Source organism: Nocardia sp. NPDC051981 (genome assembly GCF_040680715.1).
Taxonomy (GTDB): Bacteria; Actinomycetota; Actinomycetes; order Mycobacteriales; family Mycobacteriaceae; genus Nocardia.
The window spans coordinates 72,960-94,949 of the sequence record NZ_JBFAXK010000021.1 but is presented as its reverse complement, the minus strand read 5'-3'; the positions used below and the strand labels follow the sequence as shown (position 1 = coordinate 94,949).

General features: G+C 68.6%; 22 protein-coding genes and 1 pseudogene. 12 read left to right on the top strand and 11 right to left on the bottom strand.

Going from position 1 to position 21,990, the window contains the following annotated elements; genetic code table 11:
• The first annotated feature begins 126 nt into the window (after positions 1 to 126).
• On the top strand, positions 127 to 1,176 hold the full coding sequence (locus AB0L60_RS30280) for an AraC family transcriptional regulator ligand-binding domain-containing protein (protein WP_364620728.1): 1,050 nt from the start codon (positions 127 to 129) through the stop codon (positions 1,174 to 1,176).
• Positions 1,177 to 1,206: 30 nt separating this feature from the next.
• Here the strand turns inward: AB0L60_RS30280 and AB0L60_RS30275 are convergent, their stop codons facing one another.
• The 3 genes from AB0L60_RS30275 to AB0L60_RS30265 form a co-directional block, all read right to left on the bottom strand.
• Positions 1,207 to 2,250: an AraC family transcriptional regulator ligand-binding domain-containing protein gene (locus AB0L60_RS30275; protein WP_364620725.1), complete on the bottom strand. Its 1,044-nt coding sequence runs from the start codon at positions 2,248 to 2,250 to the stop codon at positions 1,207 to 1,209.
• Positions 2,251 to 2,675: 425 nt separating this feature from the next.
• Positions 2,676 to 3,374, bottom strand: a complete 699-nt coding sequence (locus tag AB0L60_RS30270; protein ID WP_364620722.1) for a hypothetical protein — start codon at positions 3,372 to 3,374, stop codon at positions 2,676 to 2,678.
• A gap of 607 nt (positions 3,375 to 3,981) precedes the next feature.
• The gene (locus AB0L60_RS30265; RefSeq protein WP_364620719.1) at positions 3,982 to 4,176 is read right to left on the bottom strand and encodes a hypothetical protein; all 195 of its coding nucleotides are present in this window, start codon (positions 4,174 to 4,176) and stop codon (positions 3,982 to 3,984) included.
• 279 nt (positions 4,177 to 4,455) lie between these two features.
• Between AB0L60_RS30265 and AB0L60_RS30260 the strand changes: the two are divergent.
• The 3 genes and pseudogenes from AB0L60_RS30260 to AB0L60_RS30250 form a co-directional block, all read left to right on the top strand.
• Positions 4,456 to 4,635: pseudogene (locus AB0L60_RS30260) on the top strand (SDR family oxidoreductase); the annotation flags it as partial.
• 219 nt (positions 4,636 to 4,854) lie between these two features.
• The gene (locus AB0L60_RS30255; RefSeq protein ID WP_364620869.1) at positions 4,855 to 5,001 is read left to right on the top strand and encodes a hypothetical protein; all 147 of its coding nucleotides are present in this window, start codon (positions 4,855 to 4,857) and stop codon (positions 4,999 to 5,001) included.
• Between the two features lie 66 nt (positions 5,002 to 5,067).
• Positions 5,068 to 7,155, top strand: coding sequence for a thioredoxin domain-containing protein (locus tag AB0L60_RS30250; protein WP_364620716.1), 2,088 nt, complete (start codon positions 5,068 to 5,070; stop codon positions 7,153 to 7,155).
• A gap of 25 nt (positions 7,156 to 7,180) precedes the next feature.
• On the opposite strand, the gene AB0L60_RS30245 is transcribed toward AB0L60_RS30250, so the two are convergent.
• The 3 genes from AB0L60_RS30245 to AB0L60_RS30235 all read right to left on the bottom strand — a co-directional run bounded on the left by AB0L60_RS30245 (position 7,181) and on the right by AB0L60_RS30235 (position 10,235).
• Complete coding sequence (locus AB0L60_RS30245; RefSeq protein ID WP_364620713.1) at positions 7,181 to 7,657, bottom strand: hypothetical protein; 477 nt, start codon at positions 7,655 to 7,657, stop codon at positions 7,181 to 7,183.
• 237 nt (positions 7,658 to 7,894) lie between these two features.
• On the bottom strand, positions 7,895 to 9,469 hold the full coding sequence (locus AB0L60_RS30240) for an adenylate/guanylate cyclase domain-containing protein (RefSeq protein ID WP_364620711.1): 1,575 nt from the start codon (positions 9,467 to 9,469) through the stop codon (positions 7,895 to 7,897).
• 58 nt (positions 9,470 to 9,527) lie between these two features.
• Positions 9,528 to 10,235, bottom strand: coding sequence for a hemolysin III family protein (locus tag AB0L60_RS30235; protein ID WP_364620708.1), 708 nt, complete (start codon positions 10,233 to 10,235; stop codon positions 9,528 to 9,530).
• Between the two features lie 144 nt (positions 10,236 to 10,379).
• Between AB0L60_RS30235 and AB0L60_RS30230 the strand changes: the two genes are divergently transcribed.
• Complete coding sequence (locus AB0L60_RS30230) at positions 10,380 to 11,159, top strand: isoprenyl transferase (RefSeq protein WP_364620705.1); 780 nt, start codon at positions 10,380 to 10,382, stop codon at positions 11,157 to 11,159.
• 80 nt (positions 11,160 to 11,239) lie between these two features.
• On the top strand, positions 11,240 to 11,845 hold the full coding sequence (locus AB0L60_RS30225) for a hypothetical protein (RefSeq protein ID WP_364620702.1): 606 nt from the start codon (positions 11,240 to 11,242) through the stop codon (positions 11,843 to 11,845).
• Positions 11,846 to 11,987: 142 nt separating this feature from the next.
• Here the strand turns inward: AB0L60_RS30225 and coaA are convergent, their stop codons facing one another.
• Positions 11,988 to 12,920 (bottom strand): type I pantothenate kinase, encoded by a 933-nt coding sequence (coaA, locus tag AB0L60_RS30220; RefSeq protein ID WP_354833430.1) that lies wholly within the window; start codon positions 12,918 to 12,920, stop codon positions 11,988 to 11,990.
• A 406-nt stretch (positions 12,921 to 13,326) separates the two neighbouring features.
• Between coaA and AB0L60_RS30215 the strand changes: the two genes are divergently transcribed.
• Together AB0L60_RS30215 and glyA are read left to right on the top strand one after the other, a co-directional pair.
• The gene (locus tag AB0L60_RS30215) at positions 13,327 to 14,526 is read left to right on the top strand and encodes a DUF885 domain-containing protein (protein ID WP_364620699.1); all 1,200 of its coding nucleotides are present in this window, start codon (positions 13,327 to 13,329) and stop codon (positions 14,524 to 14,526) included.
• A 226-nt stretch (positions 14,527 to 14,752) separates the two neighbouring features.
• Positions 14,753 to 16,048, top strand: a complete 1,296-nt coding sequence (gene glyA / locus AB0L60_RS30210) for a serine hydroxymethyltransferase (protein WP_354833434.1) — start codon at positions 14,753 to 14,755, stop codon at positions 16,046 to 16,048.
• Between the two features lie 110 nt (positions 16,049 to 16,158).
• On the opposite strand, the gene AB0L60_RS30205 is transcribed toward glyA, so the two are convergent.
• Together AB0L60_RS30205 and AB0L60_RS30200 are read right to left on the bottom strand one after the other, a co-directional pair.
• Positions 16,159 to 16,467 carry a glutaredoxin domain-containing protein gene (locus AB0L60_RS30205; protein WP_354833436.1) on the bottom strand — a complete coding sequence of 103 codons (309 nt, stop codon included), beginning with the start codon at positions 16,465 to 16,467 and terminating at the stop codon, positions 16,159 to 16,161.
• Between the two features lie 177 nt (positions 16,468 to 16,644).
• On the bottom strand, positions 16,645 to 16,917 hold the full coding sequence (locus AB0L60_RS30200; RefSeq protein WP_364620696.1) for a hypothetical protein: 273 nt from the start codon (positions 16,915 to 16,917) through the stop codon (positions 16,645 to 16,647).
• A 22-nt stretch (positions 16,918 to 16,939) separates the two neighbouring features.
• On the opposite strand from AB0L60_RS30200, the gene AB0L60_RS30195 reads away from it, so the two are divergent.
• The 4 genes from AB0L60_RS30195 (at position 16,940) to AB0L60_RS30180 (ending at position 20,646) form a co-directional block, all read left to right on the top strand.
• Positions 16,940 to 17,326, top strand: coding sequence for a DUF488 family protein (locus tag AB0L60_RS30195; protein WP_364620693.1), 387 nt, complete (start codon positions 16,940 to 16,942; stop codon positions 17,324 to 17,326).
• A 288-nt stretch (positions 17,327 to 17,614) separates the two neighbouring features.
• On the top strand, positions 17,615 to 18,958 hold the full coding sequence (locus AB0L60_RS30190) for a PhoH family protein (RefSeq protein WP_354834070.1): 1,344 nt from the start codon (positions 17,615 to 17,617) through the stop codon (positions 18,956 to 18,958).
• A gap of 194 nt (positions 18,959 to 19,152) precedes the next feature.
• The gene (locus tag AB0L60_RS30185; protein WP_364620690.1) at positions 19,153 to 19,674 is read left to right on the top strand and encodes an esterase; all 522 of its coding nucleotides are present in this window, start codon (positions 19,153 to 19,155) and stop codon (positions 19,672 to 19,674) included.
• A 114-nt stretch (positions 19,675 to 19,788) separates the two neighbouring features.
• Positions 19,789 to 20,646 (top strand): acyl-ACP desaturase, encoded by an 858-nt coding sequence (locus AB0L60_RS30180; RefSeq protein ID WP_364620687.1) that lies wholly within the window; start codon positions 19,789 to 19,791, stop codon positions 20,644 to 20,646.
• Between the two features lie 114 nt (positions 20,647 to 20,760).
• Here the strand turns inward: AB0L60_RS30180 and AB0L60_RS30175 are convergent, their stop codons facing one another.
• Positions 20,761 to 21,183 (bottom strand): limonene-1,2-epoxide hydrolase family protein, encoded by a 423-nt coding sequence (locus tag AB0L60_RS30175; RefSeq protein ID WP_364620684.1) that lies wholly within the window; start codon positions 21,181 to 21,183, stop codon positions 20,761 to 20,763.
• A gap of 49 nt (positions 21,184 to 21,232) precedes the next feature.
• On the bottom strand, positions 21,233 to 21,988 hold the full coding sequence (locus AB0L60_RS30170) for a TetR/AcrR family transcriptional regulator (RefSeq protein ID WP_364620681.1): 756 nt from the start codon (positions 21,986 to 21,988) through the stop codon (positions 21,233 to 21,235).
• Positions 21,989 to 21,990: the final 2 nt, after the last annotated feature.

Below are 21,990 nucleotides of genomic sequence, written 5' to 3'. Positions count from 1 at the left end.
GTGACAGTTACCGATGCGCTTGCTCTGCAGGTCGGAGCGAGGGGAATACGTACCGGAAGGTCCGAGTTAACGGGAGTCTCAGCGCAATTCCGTGAGAAGGCGCAATTCCGTGAGAAGGTGGCAGAGATGGCGACTACGGTCCTGGACCGGTCCGGCAATGCGGTCAATACCGTCTCGTCCCATGTGGTGGGGGTAATCGCGGACGCGGCCCGGCGGGCGGGCGCCGAGACGGAGCAGATCGCCCAGCTGCTCGGCCGCGATCCGGCCCTGCTGTTCGACGACACGGCGCGCATCCCGACCTCGACGGCGTCGCGGCTGTGGGAGCTGCTGCACCGGCTGGCGGGACCCGAGGCCGGAGTACTGGCCGCGGACGTGGCCGAGCTGGGGCGGCTGCACGTGTGGGACTACCTCATCGGCAATGCGCCCACACTCGCCGAGGGGCTGCGCGACGCGGCGCGCTACAACAACACCATCTGCGACCGCCGGGTCGATCTGGAGGTGGTGGAGGACGGATCCCTGCTCACCGCACGCTATCTCGATCTCCCGCATCGGGGCGCGGCCGCGGCCGCCAACAAGGAATTCGTCATGGCGGTGATGGTGCGGCGGGCGACGGAGAGCTTCGGCGACGCGGGCCGGCCGGTGCGTGTCGACTTCTCGCACCGGGGTCCCGACGATCGTGCGCACCTGATCCGTGCCCTCGGCACCGGGAACATCCACTTCGGTCAGGACCGGGACGCGCTCACCTTCCTCACCACCGCGGAGACCGGTGGCCGGACGAATGATCCTGTCCTGCAGGGGATTCTGCGATCGCACGCGCAGAAGCTGATCGACTCGATCGGGCCCGAACCGGCCTGGCTGGATGTCTTCCGCGCGGCGCTCCAAGCGGCGCTGCCGGAGTCCGGCGGTGACGGGGTGGGTTTGGAGGAGGTGGCCACCGCCCTCCGGATCAGCGACCGGACCCTGCAGCGCCGCCTGGCCGAGCACGGCACCAGCTGGCGCGCGGAGCTCGAGATCGTGCGGCGGGACACGGCGATCGCCCTGCTGCGCGACCACACGGTGCCGGTGCGGTCGGTGGCGTTGCGCCTCGGGTACCGCGATCACCGGGTGCTGGCCCGGGCTTTCCGCCGCTGGACCGGGCAGTCACCCGCGAGCTTCCGCCGGGATCAGCCGCGGTGACCGCCGGCGCGGAGGCGCACCGCGACCCGCTCAGCTCACGTCGGTCCAGCGCTGCTGGGCGCGGCGCAGCGACCTCGGATCGGAGTAGCCGAGCCGGCGGGCGCGCTCGGCCTGGGTGAGGCCCAGCGGCTGGTCGAGAACCTGTTGCCTGCGGGCCTTTTCGAGTTCGTACCGCCAGGAGGTGCCCTCCTCGGCGAGGCGGCGCTGCAGGGTGCGACGGCCGGTCAGCAGCCGGCGGGCCACCGCGTCGATGGTCACCGCGCCGTCGATCAGCATCGACGTCAGCTCCTGCTGCAGCCGGTCGGACCAGGTGGTGATGCGCGGTGGCGCCGTCATCTCGGCCTGCTGCACCAGGATTCGGTTCAGGACCGGGTCGGCGCGCAGCAGCGGCAGCGCCAGATCGGTGTTCCGGAAGGTGACGCGATTGGTGGCCGCCCCGAAATCGATTCGGGGCGTACCGAACAGCTCGGCGAGCGCGGTCAGCTCCGCCCGGCTCTTGGGTGCCCGCTGCCGCAGTCGCACGTCCACCGGGACCACGTGCTGCCCGGTGGCCGTGCGCATCTTCACGATCATCCCGCACAGACCGGTGTGCATGGCCAGCTCGCTGCCGCGGCCCTCACCCCGGGCCAGGCCGGTGTACACCGTCGTCACACCGTCCGGATCCGCGTCGGCGACCGCCCGGAACTCCCGGTTGGTCGAGCACGCGTCCATGAATCGATCGGTGAGCGCGAGTCCCGCACCCAGGGTGGGCGCGGTCAGCAGCAGGTAGTCGATGATGCCGAGCTGCCCCGGGGTGTACTCGAGTGCGGTGCGGACGGCGATGGCGGGATCCTGGGTTTCGTGTTCGACGAGTTCCCACAGCCGCAGATACCGCTCGCTGGGCACCATGGATTCGGGCGAGGTCAGCAGCCAGCCCGGCAGGTCCGCGGCGAGGGCCAGGCGATGTCGCGTGTCCTCGCACACTCCGATCGTGCTCAGCACATAGCCCGGGAGCAGCACGGTGTCCATGACCTGTGCGTCGGGGTCGAGCCCGGCCCCGCTGGGGGCGTGAATACCGGTGGGGTGGATGGTCATTGGGATCCCGGGAGTGGAGCGTCATCGACGGGTGGTGGCATCGTGTTGCACTCACGGTGCAATGCACGAGGGTCCAAATTAGACTGTGCGGTGCGGTTTTTGAAACAGGACGCACGACGTGGGTGACCTCAGCGTCCGGGGTGACGGCGGTCCCGCTGATCAGCGGCCGGGCAGCAATGGCCGGGTCGCGGTCCCGAAGGTCCCGTTCGGAAGTAATCGGTGGTCGCTGAGCTGCGGCGATGATCGGCGATACCATTTCGTCGCGGCTGGCGGCCCTGGTTCGGGAGGCGGCGCTGCGGGCGAGAGCGTCGGCGCCGCAACTCTTCAGCGCGCTGGAGCTGGGGGCCGATCAGCTCGGCGCCGATCTGGTGACGAGTTCCGCCGGTGGGCGGCCACCGGTTCGATATCCGGGTAGCCGGCGTTCCTCAGGGGCGGTCGGTGGTGAGGTGGAGATAGGCGGTGTCGAGGGGGATGTCGACCGCGAACCAGGCCGCGGGCCGGTCGTCGTCGCGGGGGCACCAGGCGGTCGCGATGCAGAGCCGGGCCACCTCCGTGGTGGCGAGACCGGGTAGCCGCCAGTGGATTCCGGCCGGATCCAGGTAGCGCACACCGTATTCGGAGTTGTCGTCATTGCCGTCGGCGGGCAGCTGGTCCGCCCAGTCGGCGGGCATGAGCCGGCCATCGGCGGCCTGCATGGCCAGCAGTTCGGAATCCGGGCCGCCGATCGACACCGAGAAGCGGTCGTTCTCGGCGGTCACGGCCGCGAGGCATTCACCGGAGTCGGGACCACAGAACGTGTCCGCGGACAGATCGGTCAGTTCGGCCGAGAAGGACAGTGCGGGCACCGCCGAATGCGCCTGCACCTGCCAGATTCCCGCCCACATGGGTACGGCCGCACCGCCGTCCCAGGCCGGCATCTCGATGCGGCCCAGGAGCAGATCGACCGTGGCGTCCCGGTGCCGCCAGCGGTGCAGGTGCGAGCCGTTCACCAAGCGCCACACGGCATCCGGACCAGTCGGTACCCGTTCCGAGCCGAGCGCGACAGCGAACACGACGGTGCCGAGCGGCGTGTCGATCACGGCGGGATGCCGGTCGACCTGGTGCAGGCGGTCGGTGGGAAGCATGCGCCCCATCATGCACCCCGGCGAATGGGCACCCGATCTCCGGTGCGGGCGAACGGCCCGGCGGGGTGGGTTCCCGTCGGGCCGTTCATGTTTCCGATCCGGTCGGCTCCCGTCACACCCGGCGAGGCGCTGCCGCGCAATGCCGGGGGCAAACTGCTCAGGAACCATCTGCGCCGGCAGGTGCAGTGGGGTGCTCCGTTGCGATGAGGACCCACTGGGACCGACCAGTGGATCTTGTGATTGCGCCGGGCGAGATCGATACCGGCGCAACCACATAGGGCTGTCAGGACACGGGAGCCGGTGCGTTCTCCATCTGGAAGAACTGGATCGCCGGATCTGAATGAAGGATCGACGAGTGCGCAGCCGGGCGGATCACGGGTTCGGCGCATCGTCAGCTCGGGAGGTTGCAGGAGGGTTGATCGGGGCGCGACTTCGGACCGCGAGGCGTTACCTGGCTCCAGGCCGACGCGCGGTGCGAAAGGTGGTTGAGTCTTGCCGGAAGGTCAGTTCTCCGGACGCCCGGACTCGGGCGCGTACGACTCCACGACGACCATGACCTCGGTTATGCGCCTATCGCGGAACGATCTCGACCCACATCCGTCGAGTACTACGGCTCCTGGCTCCCGGTGTCGAGGCCGAGCATCTGGAGCAGATGTGCGCAGTCCGCGGCATCGAGGGCATGACCCGCGACGGTATGGGCGGCCATGGCGTTCTGCTTCTCGTTTGCGGCCTTCTCGGCGGCACGTGCCGCGCTGAATCCGCTCTGCTCATGGCGGAGGGTGGTCTGTCGTGCAGGGGTCATATGAACACTTCCCGCCGGTGGCCGGGTTACCGAATCCGAATGACTCGTGCCGACTTGTTCTCCCGCCCACCTTACGGTGCGCGCACCGTTTCCGAGCGGTTGCGCGATACAAGACACGGCCGACCAGTCGATCATCGCCCTGATGCGCCGGATCCCGGCAACGCATCCGGGCGCGGCCGCGTCTACCTCGTGGCCGGCGTTGCTGGGCGCCGTCGGTGAGCAGACGGTGAGGGTTTGGTGAGCGCGGTCTCGCGCAGCAGCGGTATCGCCCGCTGCGAAATGAACAGCGGCGCAGACACGTGCGCACCGCGGGTGGCGGCCCCGTCGCAGGTGGCCTGTGCGATGAGCAAGGGGGCGATCGATGTGCTCACCAAAACCCTTGCGGTACAGCTCGGTCCGCGCGGTATCACCGTGAACGCGGTGGCCGCCGGTGCGACCGAGACCGAGGGGATGACCGCCCTTTTTCGATGGCAATCCGCAGGTGCGGGCCGGCATCAGTGCCGTGACCGCACTGGGCCGGGTGGGCCAGCCTGCCGATATCGCCGCGGGCTCGTCGACCCAGCCGGTTGCGGTGCACCTCGGAGACCAATCGGGATATCAGGCCGACCGGGCCCCGGGGCAGCCACAGGGCGGCCATGTAGGCGGGTTCGGCGTTGGTCACCGGCAGCCAGCGCACTCTTGCTGGCAACGATTCTGGGCCCGGTACTCGCATCCTGGCCGACGCCGTTGCGGCTCGCCCTGCTCATCCCGAGCACCGTCGCGGCCCTGGTGTGGATCGTCATGCCGTTCCTCATTCGCCGCTTCGGCAGCTGGCTCGGCCGCTGATCGCGACCCGCGCGAGGCTGCGTCCGGGTCGTGTTGCGTGAGCGCCGGGTGTGGAAGGGTGGGGATATGAACCGATTGGGCAGCGCGACATCGCCTTACTTGCGTCAGCATGCCGGGAATCCGGTGCACTGGCGGGAGTGGGATGCGGAGGCGCTGGCCGAGGCGGCCGAGCGGGATGTGCCGATTCTGCTGTCGATCGGGTATGCGTCGTGCCACTGGTGTCATGTGATGGCGCACGAGTCGTTCGAGGACGAGGCCACCGCGGCCGTCATGAACGAGAACTTCGTGTGTATCAAGGTGGATCGGGAGGAGCGGCCCGATCTGGATGCGGTGTACATGAATGCCACCGTGGCCATGACGGGGCAGGGCGGGTGGCCGATGAGCTCTTTCCTGACGCCGGAGGGGGAGCCGTTCTATTGCGGGACGTATTACCCGAAGACGCCGCGGCACGGGATGCCGTCGTTCACCCAGGTGCTGACGGCGGTGAGCGAGACGTGGCGGAACCGGCGCGACGAGGTGAACACGGCGGCGGCGCAGGTGGCCGACGCGCTGCGGCAACAGACCGCGGGGTTGCCGGATGCGGAGATCGGGGTCGGGCCGGAGTTGCTCGAGCATGCGGTCGGCGCGGTGCTGAAGGATGTGGACGGGCAGCACGGCGGGTTCGGCGGCGCGCCCAAGTTTCCGCCGTCGGCCCTGCTGGAGGGGCTGCTCCGGCATTATGAGCTGACCGGCAATCCGACCGTGTTGCAGGCTGTTTCGTTCACCTGCGAGTCGATGGCGCGCGGCGGCATCTACGACCAGCTGCGGGGCGGTTTCGCGCGGTACTCGGTGGATGCGGCGTGGGTGGTGCCGCACTTCGAGAAGATGCTCTACGACAATGCCCAGCTGCTGCGCGTGTACGCGCATCTGGCGCGGCGGGGATATGACGAGCCGGCCGATGAGCGTGCGACCGATGCGTGGGAACCGCTGGCGCTGCGGGTGACTCGCGAGACCGTGCAATTCCTGCTGACGGACCTTGGTACCGCGCAGGGGGCCTTCGCCTCGGCGCTGGACGCGGACACCCATCTGGAACCGGGCGGGCCGGGCGTGGAGGGAGCCACGTACGTGTGGACGCCGGCCGAACTCAACGGTGTGCTCGGCGCGCTCGACGGCGCCTGGGCGGCAGAGGTTTTCAATGTCACCACGGCGGGCACCTTCGAGCACGGCACCTCGGTGCTGACCCGGTACACCGATCCGGAACCGGCCGATTACGAGCGGTTCGAGGCGATCCGGGCGAAGCTGTCCGCCGCCCGTGCGCGCCGCCCGCAGCCGGATCGGGACGACAAGGTGGTCACCGCCTGGAACGGCATGGCCATCGTCGCGCTCGCGGAAGCCGGTGCGGCACACGGACATCCGGAGTGGATCGCGGCCGCCGTCCGGTGTGCCCGCTTCCTGCTCGGCACCCATATGACCGGCGGCCGCGTCTGCCGCGCCTCGCTGGGCGGTGTGCCCGGCGCGGCTCCGGGCGTGCTGGAGGATTACGCGTGGCTGGCGCTGGGGTTGCTCGCGCTGCATCAGACCGCCGAGGGCGACTGGCTGGACGCGGCGCAGGATCTGCTGGACGCCGCCATCGCCCACTTCGCCGATCCGGAAACCTCCGGCAGCTGGTTCGACACCGCCGACGACGCCGAGACCCTGCTGACCCGGCCACGCGACCCGCTGGACGGCGCTACCCCGTCCGGCACTTCGGTTCTCGTGGAAGCCCTGCTCACCGCGGCCGCCCTCACCGACCCGCAGCGGGCCGACCGCTACCGGCAGCTGGCCGATCACACCTTGACCCGGGGCGCGGTGCTGCTGGCTCGCGCGCCCCGCTCGGCCGGCCACTGGCTCGCCGTCACCGAGGCCGCCCTGCGCGGCCCGATCCAGGTGGCCGTGGTGGACGGCCCGGACGGCGAATCCGGCTGGGCCGCAACGCTGGTGGCGGCCGCCCGCGCCGCCGCACCGGGCGGATCGGTGATCGTGTCCGGACCTGTCGGCTCCCAGCCGCTGCTGGCCGACCGCCCCCCGGTGCGCGACACCTCCGCCGCCTACATCTGCCGCGGCTCGGTCTGCGACCTCCCGGTCACCACGGTCGAGGATGTGCGCGCCGGCCTGCTGCCCCCGCCCACCGCCTGATCGCCGCTGCCGGCGCGGCCGGCCTTCAGGTCGCGCTGTCGACGCGGTGCCCGGCCATGACCGCGGCGGGCACCGCGACCAGCACCGCGATGATGTGAGCGGCGCGAAACAGTCCGAGTATCACCGCATTCGGCGTCCAGTGCGTGAAGAGGTCGCCGAGCTGCTCGGCCGTCAGCGCTGCCCGCAGCGGCTCGACCGCCAGCGAGGCCAGGCCGAGCGTGCCCAACCCCACCACGAGAATCCCTCGCGCCCCTAGGTTGCCGGCCAGCATGCGGGCCGCCAGCGCGAAGACCGTCAGGTAGATCGCCGCCCGGATCAGTAGCCCGAGTGCGAGGCCGGCCACGTGGACCCCGGGCTCATCGAGGGCGAGCGCGACGCGTCCCAATGTCTCGCCCACGCCCGCGATCAACGCGACCACGATCGCTCGATAAGCCAGTACCGCTCGCTGCGGCCGCGCCCACACCGCCGCCGAAGTCCGCTCGAACGCGCCGATTTCATTCATAGCGCTACTGTCCGGCGTCTCGGTACGCACCGAATCCCCCACGAGTACGACAGGCGCCCAGTCCTCAGGTACGACACCGCGATTCGATGGGCCGAGCCCGGCCGTGCCGCCGGTGCTTAATCCGTTGCCGCCCGGAGCGGGCGAACATACAGTCCCGGAGGTGTTCGGTTCATGTTTCTCATCGGAGTATTGCCAGGTCCCGCCGGGTGTGGGGCCGACCCTTGCGCGGGTTGATGATTAGCGATCCGCGGCCCGGCCGGCGGACTCCGAAGACGGGGGCGCGGCCGGTCGGGGGCCGGCCTGCGGGGCACTGCCGTTGCGGTGGGGCGCTGCGGGGGACACCACGTCGGTCCAGCCCGGAGTGGGTTCCCTGCGGCCGCGGAGGTGGAGAGTGTCGTGCAGGATCCACTGCGTGCGCTCGGCGTCGCAGGCGGCGTCTATGACCGCCTGACTGGCCAGAATGCGGCGCGGCACCAGTTTGGCCTCGGTGGTGAGGCGGGCGGCCTCGTTGACGGCGTCGCCGATGACGGTGAACTCCAGCCGGGTGTCGGTGCCGACATCGCCGGCGAACACCAGCCCGCGCGCGATGCCGATGCCCACATCGAGCTCGCCCAGCGCGGCGACCTCGTCGCGGATGCGGCGGGCGGCTCGCAGCGCCGGGGTGGCATTGTCGTCGAGCGCGATGGGCGCGCCGAAAATGCACAGCGCCGCATCGCCTTCGAACTTGTTGACCAGGCCCTGATTGTCCTCGGTGGCCGCCACCACGATGGACAGCAGCCGATTCAGCTTGGCCACGAAATCGTGCGGGGCGAGCTCGGTGGCCATGGCCACCGACCCGGTCACGTCCACGAACAGCGCGGTCGCCACCCGCATGTCGCCGGTCAGGCTGGGGCTGCCCGACAGCGCCCGCTCGGCCACCTCGGTACCCACGTGCCGGCCGAAGACGGTCCGCATGCGCTCGCGCTCACTGAGATTGGCGGCCAGCTCGTTCACCGAATGCTCGAGCCGCCCGATCTCGCTGGTGCTGTTGATCGTCACCCGGGCGTCGAGATCGCCGCGCGCGATCCGGTCCAGCGCGTCACGCAGCGTGTGCATGGGCGTCGCCACCGCTCGGGCCAGCGCCGCCGTCGCCACCGCGCCCGCGGATAGGCCGACGATGGCCATGTAGATCCCGGTCCGGATGCGATCCTGGGCATCGGTGGACGGGTCGGCCAGCACGGTGATCAACATGAACAGTGGCACCGCGCCCGCGACCGCGAAGGTGACCAGCACCCGGGCCAGCACGGTATTGCTCCAGTGCGCGGTCTCGTCCAGCACCTCGGCCACCACCGGAATGGTCGGCCGGATCAGCCGGTCCACGATCAGGAAGGTCAGCGCCGCGGACTCCAGCCCGCCCAGGGTGAACATCGACAGCACCACCGGGAAGCTGCGGTCCTCGGTGGCGTGCGCGAAGACGAAGGCGGCCACGAACACACCTGGCAGCCAGATGGCCAGGGCCCGTCCGGTGATCGCGACCGGCAGCCGCAGCAGCCGTTTCGCCTCGACCTCGGTCGGTGGCCGGTGCTGGTCCAGCCAGCTGAAGTAGTGGTGCCGATCCCGCACCGCGAGCATGATGCCGACCAGCGCGCCGATGGCCGGATAGATCGATACCTGAATGAAGGTGGCCATCCAGTCCGGTCCGAGCCGGCTCAGGAAACCACTCAGGAAAAGTTCGGTGGTGATCACCGCGAGGCCACCGAGATTGCACGCCATGACGACAGCAGACAGACCCCCGGGCGCCCGCAGCGCCCACAGGATGAGTCTGCTGGTCACGTCGCAGACTTTAGAGAACGTTCGCCTCGGATTGCACGTTTGTGAGTAATTGCTCGGATCAGCGCAACAGCACGAACCAGATGGCAACGTAGTGGCACAGCGCCGCGACCACCGTTGCCGCGTGGAAGAACTCGTGGTGCCCGAAGACCTCCGGCCACGGGTCCGGCCAGCGCGACGCGTACAGGATCCCGCCCACGCTGTAGGCGATACCGCCCGCGAGCAGCAAGATCACCGGCGTCCAGCCGACATGCCCGATGAGCGTCCCGGCCACCGGCACGATGGCCCACCCCAGCAGCAGATACAGCGGCACCCCTACCCAGCGAGGGGCGGTGGGCCACAGCATCTTCAGCGCTACCCCCGCCAGGGCCCCCGCCCAGACGATGGCCAGCAGGATGGTCCCGGCGCTGCCACGCACCCCGAGCAGGGCGAACGGCGTGTAACTGCCGGCGATGAACAGGAAGATCATGGAATGGTCCGCCCGCTTCATCCACATGCGCGCCCGCGCGGTCTTCCAGTTCACCCGGTGATAGGTCGCGCTGATCCCGAAAACCCCGCACACCGTGATCCCGTAGACCAGCGTCGACCAGGCGGCCTGCGCCGACACGGTGCTCGCCACCGATACCAGCACGATCACCGCGATGGCGGCGATGCCCACGGCCCAGGCGTGAATCCATCCGCGCATGCGGGGCTTGATGAATTCCAGCTCCTCGCGGACGGTTTCGATGAGCCCCACCGCCGGGTCGACCGGCTGTATTGCCTCGGCCATTAGTTTCCTCCTCGGTAACCTACCGTACCGTAGGTTGGCGGTGGGTCACCTCTCATAGTGGCTGTCGTCACTACGAGGCCCGGGTGTTTCGCTCGTCTGTCCCGGTCGCTCCGTCATTCGTTCCGGGGGCGTAGGGTTGCGGCCGTGAAGATTGCGAGTCAGGTGCGTGGACTCCCATATCGCATATACGAGTCACGGCTGTCCAGGCAGCTGGCTGGCAAACAACATCCCCGGCACGTCGCCGTGATGTGCGATGGCAACCGGCGGTGGGCGCGGGAGAACGGGTTCAGCGATATCAGCCATGGCCATCGAGTCGGTGCGCTGAAGATCGCCGAACTCGTGGGCTGGTGTGGCGAGGCGGGCATCGAGATGGTGACCCTCTACCTGCTCTCCACCGAGAATCTGCGCCGCGACGCCGACGAGCTCGAGACCCTCTTCGAGGTCATCACCGACGTCGTCGACGAACTCGCTGCGCCGGAACAGAATTGGAGCGTCCGCATCGTGGGCGCCCTCGATCAACTGCCCGCCGAGTTCGCCCGGCGCCTGAGCGAGGCGGCCAAGAGCACCGAGGGTCGCACCGGCGTGCACGTCAATGTCGCCATCGGTTACGGCGGACGCCAGGAGATCGCCGACGCGGTGCGCTCGCTGGTCCGCCAGGAGATGGACGCGGGCGAGACCGGCGAGGATCTGGTCCAATCCATCACCGTCGACGCCATCGGCCAGCACCTCTACACCTCCGGCCAGCCCGACCCCGACCTCGTCATCCGCACCTCCGGTGAGCAGCGGCTGTCGGGATTCCTGTTGTGGCAGAGCGCGTATTCGGAGATCTGGTTCACCGAGGCGTACTGGCCGGAATTCCGGCGCGTGGATTTCCTGCGTGCCCTGCGCGATTACGCGGCGCGGCACCGCCGCTTCGGGGTGTAGAACACGGCGAATCAACGGTTCCATTGCAGTGCAATGGCTTCCGTGTTCGCGGGACGGTCGCTGCCGTACCGTCGGGGAGTATGAGCGAGCTGCGTGAAGGGCTGAGTGGCCCGGCCGAGAGCCGGGTCGTGGCGGTGCCGTACATCAGCTACGAGGACTTCGGCCGCCAATTCCTGGAATACGCCGCCTCCACCGAGCGGATAGCCGGGGCGTTCGAGAAGCTCACGGGAGAGGCGTTCGAATTCGGGCCGATCGGGGCCGGCCCCGGCAAGCTCGCGAAACTCTCGGCCGCCGTGCGGCTCGGGCGGCCACGGCTGAATCGCGAAGTGGACGAGCTGATTTCGTTCGACCTGGTGATCCCGCTCAAGGTCGACCTGCTCATCGACCTGGCGGTCGATCGGTATCCGTTCCGGGTGGACGGCACCATTCACCTCCACCTGACCGTCCGCACCGCGGAGCCGCTGCGAGTGCTCATCGAAATCGACGAGCCGCAGCCCAGCAATGTCCGCATCAATGTCGCCAGCGCGACCCGCCGCGGCGAATTGCTGCGCATCCTCGCCAGCGTCGACCACGAGATCCGCCGCTTCGTCGCGCGCTATATCGCCACGGAGATCTCCAAACCGCACATCCAGGCAGCCACCCGTATCGACGTCGGCACGCGACTCGATGCCGCCTGGAAGCTATGAACCAACGCGACGACTGATCTCGTGAGGCGAGGGTAACTCGCCGGGTACGTCCACAATGGATTCGGCGCCCAACCACCGGCACGGATGCGAAACTGCCGACGGCACCGAGCCGTCCGCTGAAGTCCCGGGGAGGCGGGGGAGTTCAGAGTTTCCGGAGTCGCAGCCGGTTGATGGAGTGGTCGGAGTCCTTGCGCAGCACCAGCGTCGCGCGCGGGCGCGTCGGCAGGATGTTCTCCACCAGATTCGGGCGGTTGGTGTTGTGCCAGATTTCCTTGGCCTGGTTGGTGGCTTCCTGGTCGTTGAAGTTCGCGTAGTGGTGGAAGTGCGAATTCGGATCCTGGAAGGCGGTCTTGCGCAGCGACAGGAAGCGCTGCACGTACCAGTTCTCGATGTCCTCGATGCGGGCGTCGACATAGACCGAGAAGTCGAACAGGTCCGACACCATCAGCCGCGGCCCGGTCTGCAGCACGTTCAGGCCCTCGACGATGAGAATGTCGGGCTGGCGCACGCAGTGGTATTCGCCGGGCACGATGTCGTAGGCGATGTGCGAGTAGACGGGCGCGCACACCTCATGCGCACCGGATTTCACCTCGGTGACGAAGCGCAGCAGCTTGCGCCGGTCGTAGGACTCCGGGAAGCCCTTGCGATGCATGATGCCGCGCCGGGTGAGTTCGGCTGTCGGGTACAGGAATCCGTCGGTGGTGACCAGATCCACCCGCGGATGGTGGTCCCAGCGCGCCAGCAGCGCCTGCAGCACACGCGCGGTGGTGGACTTGCCGACGGCCACCGAGCCCGCCACGCCGATGACGAACGGCACCTGACGGTCCGGGTGGGTCTCGCCGAGAAAGGTGGCGGTGGCGGCGAACAGGCGCTGCCGGGCCGCGACCTGGAGGTGGATGAGACGGGCCAGGGGGAGGTAGACCTCGGCCACCTCCTCGAGGTCGATCTGCTCACCCAGGCCGCGCAGGCCGATCAGTTCTTCCTCGGTGAGGACCAGGGGAGTCGACTTGCGCAGTGTGCGCCACTGCTTGCGGTCGAATTCCACGTACGGGCTGGGCTCGCTCATCCGCGCCATTATTCGTGTCCCCGCAGTCGAGACCCGCGTCCCCGCACTCGAGACTCGTGTCCCCGCATTCGGGCCGGCCGACAACAACAGCTCTCGGGAAGCCGCATCGTCGCCGTGCCCGGCGATCCGGCCAACACTCCACGCATAGCCGAATTGTGCTCGGCTCCAACATTCGGGTGAACACCAGGTGTTGCTACTCGTCGGTAACCCGAGTGAGATGGACAACATCTCAGCCCTGGGCGTGTCCGGTGAGGTTGCACGACAGGGGGATACGGCTGGCTGAAGGACATAATGGTTCGCGGCCCGTCTCGATTCTGGACTGAGTGGAGCGGGGGAGCGAAGCGGAGGAGCGGAGGGAGGGAAGAATCGAGACCTCCAGGGCCGCGAACCCGCCCGGAGCGGAGCGGAGGGCAAATTGAACAGAGCGCATCCACTGGTCACTGAATATCTACGGCTGGGTCTGGCATTCGACCGGCTCGAAGAGGGTTTCGTGGACGCCTATACCGGCGATCCCGCCCTGCGCCGCGAGGTGGAGAACGCGCCCGCGCCGGAGCCGCGTGCTATCGCCCACGGGGCAGCCGCCCTGCGCAAGGAACTGCCCGAGGCGGGCCTCCCCGCGGACCGCGTCGAATTCCTGGATGCGCACCTGCGGGCGATGGAATGCTCGGGCCGCAAATTCGCCGGCGAGGACATCAACTTCGTCGACGAGGTCCGCGCCTACTTCGACGTGGATATCACCCCCGGCGATACCGAGAACTACCGCGAGGCACACCGGCAGCTGGACGAGGTGCTGCCCGGTGACGGCGAACTGCTCGACCGGATTACCGTGCACCGCCGCCAGGACGAGATTCCGCCCGAACGCCTGAAGGAATGCGTGGCCGCGTTCTCCGGCGCGCTGCGGGAACTCGTGCGCGACCGCTATCCGCTGCCGGACAACGAGCACGTGGAATACGAAGTGGTGGGCGACAAGCCGTGGTCGGGCTTCAACTATTACCTGGGCAACTACCAATCCCGGGTGGCCATCAATTCCGATCTCAAGCAGCACATGTCACAGCTGCCGCAGCTGATCGCGCACGAGGCCTACCCGGGTCATCACACCGAGCACTGCCGGAAAGAGGCCGGGCTGGTGGGGGCGGGGCAGGCCGAGCAGACGCTGTTCCTGGTGAACACCCCGCAGTGCCTGATGGCGGAGGGGCTGGCCGATCTGGCCCTGAAGTCGATCGTCGGCCCGGGCTGGGGCCGCTGGGCGCAGGAGATCTACGCGGACCTGGGGCTGCGCTTCGATGGCGAACGCGCCGAAAGGATTTCGAGCGCGTCCGCGAATCTGCTGAGCGTGCGCCAGGATGCCGCGCTGCTGCTGCACGATCGCCGGCGGGATGCCGGCGAGGTGTCGGAATTTCTGCAGCGCTGGAGTCTGGTCACTCCGGAGCGGGCCGCGCAATCGCTGCGATTCCTGTCGTCGCCGCTGTGGCGGGCCTATATCTCCACATATGTGGAGGGATATCGATTGCTGGGAGGGTGGCTGGACCGGGCAGCCGATCCGGAAGACCGGTCCGAGCGTTTTCGCCGTCTCTTGGACGAACCCCTCACACCCGGCGCGATCCGCCGCCTGTGAGGGGTGCTCCCCGACGTGCTGATCGCGGGGATAGGATGACCGGACCGCGACTGGCGCACTCGAGGTGGAAGCAACCACCGGGAAGCACCGAAGTCCGGCACCGCGCGCCTGGGTGCCTGGCGAACCCCGAACCGTATTCGGGGTACCCGGACAACGGAGGTGCGCAATGAACGAGACAGAGAACCCCCGGATCGGCTCGGCGGCAGCGGCCAATAGACTCGGCGGCGTGACCCAGACGAGCGCCTCTGTCAACAGCCAGTCCCTCGCCGAACTCGATCCCGAGGTCGCGTCCGCGATGGGCGGCGAACTCGCTCGCCAGCGCGACACCCTCGAGATGATCGCCTCGGAGAACTTCGTGCCGCGCGCGGTGCTGCAGGCGCAGGGCAGCGTGCTCACCAACAAGTACGCCGAGGGCTACCCGGGTCGCCGCTACTACGGCGGCTGCGAGAACGTCGACATCGTCGAGGATCTGGCCCGCGCCCGCGTCAAAGAGCTGTTCGGCGCGGAATTCGCCAATGTCCAGCCGCACTCGGGCGCGCAGGCCAATGCCGCGGTGCTGATGGCGCTGATGAACCCGGGCGAGAAGCTGCTGGGCCTGGATCTGGCGCACGGCGGTCACCTCACCCACGGCATGCGCCTGAACTTCTCCGGCAAGCTGTACGAGGTGCACGCCTACGGCGTCGCCAAGGAAGACCACCGCGTCGACATGGACGAGGTGCGCAAGATCGCCCGCGACACCCGCCCGAAGGTGATCGTGGCCGGCTGGTCGGCGTACCCCCGGCATCTGGACTTCGCCGCCTTCCGCGAGATCGCGGACGAGGTCGGCGCCTACCTGTGGGTCGACATGGCGCACTTCGCCGGTCTGGTCGCGGCCGGGCTGCACCCGTCGCCGGTGCCGCACGCGGACGTGGTGTCCTCGACCGTGCACAAGACCCTGGGCGGCCCCCGCTCCGGTCTGATCCTGGCCAAGCAGGAGTTCGCCAAGAAGCTGAACTCCGCGGTCTTCCCTGGTCAGCAGGGTGGCCCGCTCATGCACGCCATCGCCGCCAAGGCCGTGGCCTTCAAGATCGCCGGCAGTGCGGAGTTCAAGGAGCGCCAGGAGCGCACCATCTCCGGCGCCAAGATCCTCGCCGAGCGTCTGACCGCGCCCGACGCCAAGGCCAAGGGCATCACCGTGCTCACCGGCGGCACCGACGTGCACCTGGTACTGGTGGACCTGCGCAACTCGCAGCTGGACGGCCAGCAGGGCGAGGATCTGCTGCACGAAATCGGAATCACCGTGAACCGCAACGCCGTTCCGTTCGACCCGCGCCCGCCGATGGTCACCTCCGGCCTGCGCATCGGCACCCCGGCGCTGGCCACCCGCGGCTTCGGCGACGAGCAGTTCACCGAGGTCGCCGATATCATCGCCGCCGCCCTCACCGGCTCCGCCGACCTGGACTCGCTGCGCCAGCGCGTTTCCACGCTGGCGCAGGACTTCCCGCTGTACGACGGCCTGGAGGACTGGCGCCTGCTGGGCTGACGCCCGCCGGACAATCGAGAGCCCGCCGTGATTCCATGATCGCGGCGGGCTCTCCGCGTCGTGGTGCGACGCTATGTCGATGAGATTCATTGCCCGCCAAGGATGCCCGGCTAGAACGACCAGAACTTGCGCGGCCCGCCCGTGAGGCTCGGAGCGTCCGCGGTCACGGTGGCGATCAGCTGCTTGGGATGCGGGTTCACCCAGTTCCGTTCGGAGTCGCCATCGCGCAGGACGACCGTGGGGACGGTCTCGTTGCCGTCGGCCACCGAGCGGACGAAGGCGGCCGCCTCCGGGTCCTGCCAGATGTCGACCTCGCGGTGGACGATGCCGTGGCGATTGAGCACTCGGCGCATGCGGGAGCAGTAGGGGCAACCCGGGCGGCGGTAGACGACCAGTTCCGGGGTGGCGTCGGTGGTCATGGTCGGAGTCTAGGTCGGCTCGGCCGTCGCCACCATGTCGGCGGCGCGAGGGCCGCGTCCGGGCCGAGAGTCGGCGCCTCGGAATCGGAGATTGCCAAGCGGCGCAGGCGATTCGGTTCGAGCCCGTCGTGCGTGCCGTGCCGACGTGATGGCACGGCACGCACGACGGCTCCTGATTCAGGCGTGCTTGCTCAGGTAGTCCAGGTACATCGGGCGCAGCGCCTCGCCGACCTTGCCCTCGCCGGCGTGGAAGTAGTCGTCGAGCAGGGCGACGGTGTTCCAGATGTCGACCTCGCCCTCGCCCTGATTGCCGGCCGCGACCTCGGCGCCGGGAATCGCCTTGAGCAGTTGCCACAGGAATTTGATGTCGCCGCGCCGGGCTGCCAGCTTCACGGCACGGTCGTGCAATTCCTTGGTGGGTAGGGTTGCCAGATCCGCAGTTTCGGCCATGACCTCGACTGTAATGGAGGGCATGACAAAGCAACCCAGGTACCGGGTCAAGCGCGTCTACGACGATCCCGATACGGCCGACGGCCGCCGGGTACTGGTGGACCGGCTCTGGCCGCGCGGCATCAGCAAACAGCAAGCGGCCATAGACGAATGGGCCAAAGACGTGACGCCGTCGAACGAGCTGCGGAGGTGGTATCACGCCGCGCCGGAGACACGCCGTGCCGAGTTCGAGCGCCGGTATCGAATCGAGCTCGCCGCGGACGATGCGCAGAAGGGGCTGGCGCGCCTGCGATCGGAGGCCGCAACCGCCCCGTTGACGCTGGTCACGGCCACCAAAGAGCCGGAGCACAGCCATGTTCCCGTGCTGCTGAGTGAATTGGGCGAAACACACAGAGAGGACTCACGTTAACGCGATCTTCACCAATGCGCCCCGCAGTCCGGAAGCCGGATCGCGATTTCGGCGGTAGCGTCGGGAGTGCGGGCCGCGTAGGTGTGGCTCGTACGGGAGGTCCTGATCGTGACTGAGCAACTCAGTGCGAGGGGGCCGGCACCCGGCCCTCGGGTCGTACGACCCCAAGGCTGACCGGCCCAGCGAGAACGCTCGCGCGGTGTCGCGCGAGTGGCAAAGGAGCCCACCGTGACTGATGCACGCTCCGTCAACGCTCCCAGCAGGGACGCCGGCTCTGACCAGAGCCCGCTGACCACGACACGGGGAGTTCGCGCCTCGCAGTCGGCCGATTCCGGACCGGCGAAAACATTCGTAGTCGACACGTCGGTGTTGCTGTCCGACCCCTGGGCACTGACCCGCTTCGGCGAGCACCATGTGGTGCTGCCGCTGGTGGTGATCAGTGAGCTCGAGGCCAAACGCCATCACCACGAACTCGGCTGGTTCGCTCGCGAGGCACTGCGCATGCTGGACGACATGCGTCTGGCACACGGTCGGCTCGATCAGCGGGTGTCGGTCGGCACCCAGGGCGGGACACTCCAGGTGGAGTTGAACCACACCGACCCAACCGTATTGCCCGTCGGATTCCGCACGGACACCAACGATTCCCGCATCCTGGCCTGCGCGCTCAACCTGGCCGCCGAGGGACAGCGGGTCGTGCTGGTGTCGAAGGACATTCCGCTGCGCGTCAAGGCCGGCGCGGTCGGCCTGCGGGCCGACGAGTACCACGCGCAGGACGTCGTCACCTCCGGCTGGACCGGCATGGTGGAACTGGAGGTCGCCACCGGCACCGTCGACAAGCTCTACTCCGACAGCGTCATCGACCTCGACGAGGCTCGGGACATGCCCTGCCACACCGGAATTCGGATGCTCAGCCCGCGCGGCAGCGCGCTGGCGCGAGTGACGCCGGACAAGCGGGTGCAACTGGTGCGGGGTGATCGCGAGGCCTTCGGGCTGCACGGGCGCTCGGCCGAACAGCGCATCGCGCTGGATCTGCTGCTCGACGAGAGCGTCGGCATCGTCTCGCTCGGCGGGCGGGCCGGCACCGGCAAATCCGCGCTGGCGCTGACCGCCGGGCTCGAAGCGGTGCTGGAGCGCCGCTCGCATCGGAAGGTGGTGGTGTTCCGGCCGCTCTACGCGGTGGGCGGACAGGAGCTCGGCTATCTGCCGGGCTCCGAGAGCGAGAAGATGGGGCCGTGGGCGCAGGCCGTCTTCGACACCCTCGATGGGCTGGCCAGCCCGGAGGTGATGGAGGAGGTGCAGGCGCGCGGCATGCTGGAGGTGCTGCCGCTCACCCACATTCGCGGGCGCTCGCTGCACGACTCCTTCGTGATCGTGGACGAGGCGCAGTCGCTGGAACGCAATGTGCTGCTCACGGTGCTGAGCCGGTTGGGCAGCGGGTCGCGGGTGGTGCTCACCCACGACGTCGCACAGCGCGACAACCTGCGCGTGGGCCGGCACGACGGCGTGGCCGCCGTGATCGAAAAGCTCAAGGGGCACCCGTTGTTCGCGCACGTCACCCTGACCCGTAGTGAGCGGTCGCCGATCGCGGCGCTGGTCACCGAGATGCTGGAGGAGTTCGGGCCCAATTCCTGACGCCCGGTAGTTAGGACCTGCCCGGTCGGAGCGCGACGCGCCTCCGGCCGGGCAATTCTTTGGCAAGTTGTTGAACTCGCATGTGGTGGGGTACTTTTCGCTGTAATTCCAGCTCGGATACCCCTTCGGTGAGTGCTGTCCGATTCGCCGGATCGTAACCGAGTTGTCGGCCAGGATTCGCGGGAGGATGGAAAATGCACCACTTCGCACGACGTACGGCTGGCGCCATCGCGGTGCTCGCGGTCGTCACCGCGCTCGGCGCGGGTTGCGGCAAGGACGACAACAAGAACTCCGCGTCGTCCACGACCTCGACCACCGCGGCCGCGACAACCGGCGACGACACCCACGCCGCCGAAACCAAGATGGCCACCCGCGACGGCGCCGAGATCGCCATCGCCGGCGGCATTCTCGATAAGTACAACCAGATGGGCGGCGCCACCGGCACTCTCGGCAAGCCCACCGGCCCCGCCATGGACGCGCCCGACGGCGGCATGATGCAGGAATTCGACGGCGGTGCGATCTACTCCAGCCCGGCCGACGGCGCGCACGTGGTGTGGGGCGAGATCCGCAAGGCATGGGACGACCAGGGTGGCGTGAGCGGCCGGCTCGGCTACCCGACCAGCGACGAATACGACATCACCGGCGGCAAGCAGAGCGATTTCAGCGGCGGCTCCATCACCTGGGTGGACAACGAGACCACGGTCACCGAGAAGTAGCCCGGCCGGTCCGGGTCGCTCGGTGACGGTATCCCGGACCTGGCTGCGGCCATAGCCGATTCGAATACCGCGCGAAGGCCCCCATGTTTGCCCCGATGCCGCTAGGTTGTTCGCGTGCAGAACGTTTTGTCCGATCGGGAACTGCTGGAATCACTCGCGGCGGAGGTGGAGACCAACCTCGCGCGGCACATCGCCGCCGCCCCCGAGTGGCAGCCCCACGACTACGTGCCGTGGGACGACGGCCGCAATTTCCAGTTCCTCGGCGGAACCGATTGGGATCCGGCGCAGTCCGACCTCAGCGAGGTCGCCAAGACCGCGCTCACGGTGAGCGTGCTGATCGCCGACAACCTGCCCGCCTACCACCGCGAGGTCGGCAAGTACCTGCGCAGCGGACCGTGGTGGCGCTGGGTCGGCCGCTGGACCGCGGAGGAGAACCGGCACGAGATCCTCATCCGCAACTACCTGATGGTCACCCGCGCCGTCGACCCGGTCGCGCTGGAGCGGATGCGCATGGCGCACATGACCACCGGCTTCCGCCGCCCCGCCATGCACCTGCCCGACGTACTCGCCGCCTGGGCCCTGGAGGAGACCGCGGCCGCCGTCCGGCACCGCACCACCGCGCGCCTGGCCGACAATGTCATGGTCGCGACCATCGCCGACCGACTGGCCGCCGACGACGAACTGCAGGCCGTCTTCTTCGCCAACCTGGTCGGCGGGGCCCTCGACCTGGCCCCCGATCAGACCGTGCGCGCCATCGCCGACCGCATCGCCGACTTCCACGCCCCCGTGGTGCAGCTCGCCGACGGCCGCACCAGCGACGAGGTCCTCGCCGAGGCCGGCGTCTACGACCGCGCGAACGAAGCCGAACTGGTCTTCGCGCCCCTGCTCGAGCAGTGGAAGGTCTTCAGCCGCACCGACTTCGGTGAGGAAGGCGAGAAGGCGCGCGCCGAACTGGCCCACCTGCGCCCCTGAGCGTGCCCCCTGCCCCGCAGAACCTGATCCCGTGCCCTGTGCGCGGTTCGATGCCGACGCCCGCCGCGAAAAACGTGGCGGGCGTCGCGCTTTCTTTCCGCCGGGGGAGCCGGCTCAGCGGGGAAGGAGTGCGCGCACGACGCCGGTGACCGTGCCGCGCAGGAAGTTCTCCCAGCTGAAGTGGTCGTGCCACAGCGTGATGCGGCCGTCGCGGAACTCGAAGGTGCCGCAGACCCAGAACGAGATCTCGACCGGGCCCATGCGCAGATAGTCGGTGCGTTCGGTGAGCACCGTGCCGTCCTCGGTGGCGGCGATGTGATGCATATCGGCGCGGAAACCGTAGCGGGGACTGTTGAGCCGATTCAGGACCCAGCGCACGCGGTCCACGCCGCGGATGTCGGGGAGCGAGGTGTTCTTCCAGACGATGCCTGGATCGACCAGCTCCAGGGCTTCGCCGACGATCTTCATTTCCATTGCCGCGAAGAACTCGCGCACCGTGGTGACCGGATCCTGCTTCAGCTCGGGTAGCTCTGACATGTGCCGAGCGTAGGCCGAAACCGGGCCGCGGCACAGATATCCGCGGCAACTACCGCTGTGTCCGTTCGTGGCGGCTACGCCGGGTCTCGATGAGCACGGCCAGGCCATCCAGGATGCGGTCGATGCCGAAGACGAGGGCATTGTCGCGGCCGGTCTCGGCGGCGGTTCCGGACATGGTCTCGGCGAAGGCGGCCGCGGCGTGCGGAAAGCGCTGTGCCTGCGCCGACAACACCTCGCCGAGCTCCCGGGCCAGTCCGCCCTCCAGATCCTCACCCGCCGTCGCGGTCTGCTGGGCGATGCCGCGGGCGTGACCCAGCAGCAGCACGACGGTGTCGAGACACTCGGCCGCGGTCAGACCGGTGCCGTCCAGCACGCCGACGGCCGAATCGAGCCAGGCCAGCTCATTGGGGCCCATCGGGCGGACGCCGGTGGACGCTTCGTTTCCCCAGGGGTGTGCGACGGCGCGGGTGAAGAAGGTCTCGGTCCACGGGCGTAGATAGGTGCGCCAGGGTTCCGGATCGGAATCCGAAGGGGCGGTGGTGTTTTCCGGCGGCATGCCGAGGGCGGTATCCAGCATGAGCGCGATGAGCTCGGTCTTGCCGGGAATATAGCGGTAAAGCGCCATCTTGGCGCAGCCGAGGCGTTCGGCCAGCCGAGCCATCGACAGGTTGGCCAGTCCTCCTTCGGCGTCGGCGAGGTCGATGGCCTCGGCGACGATGCGCTCCAGCGTGAGGGACGGCTTGGGCCCGCGCCGAGAGCGGTCGGGGGTGCCCCAGAGCAGTTCGAGGGTGGTCGGTGCCGGCATGG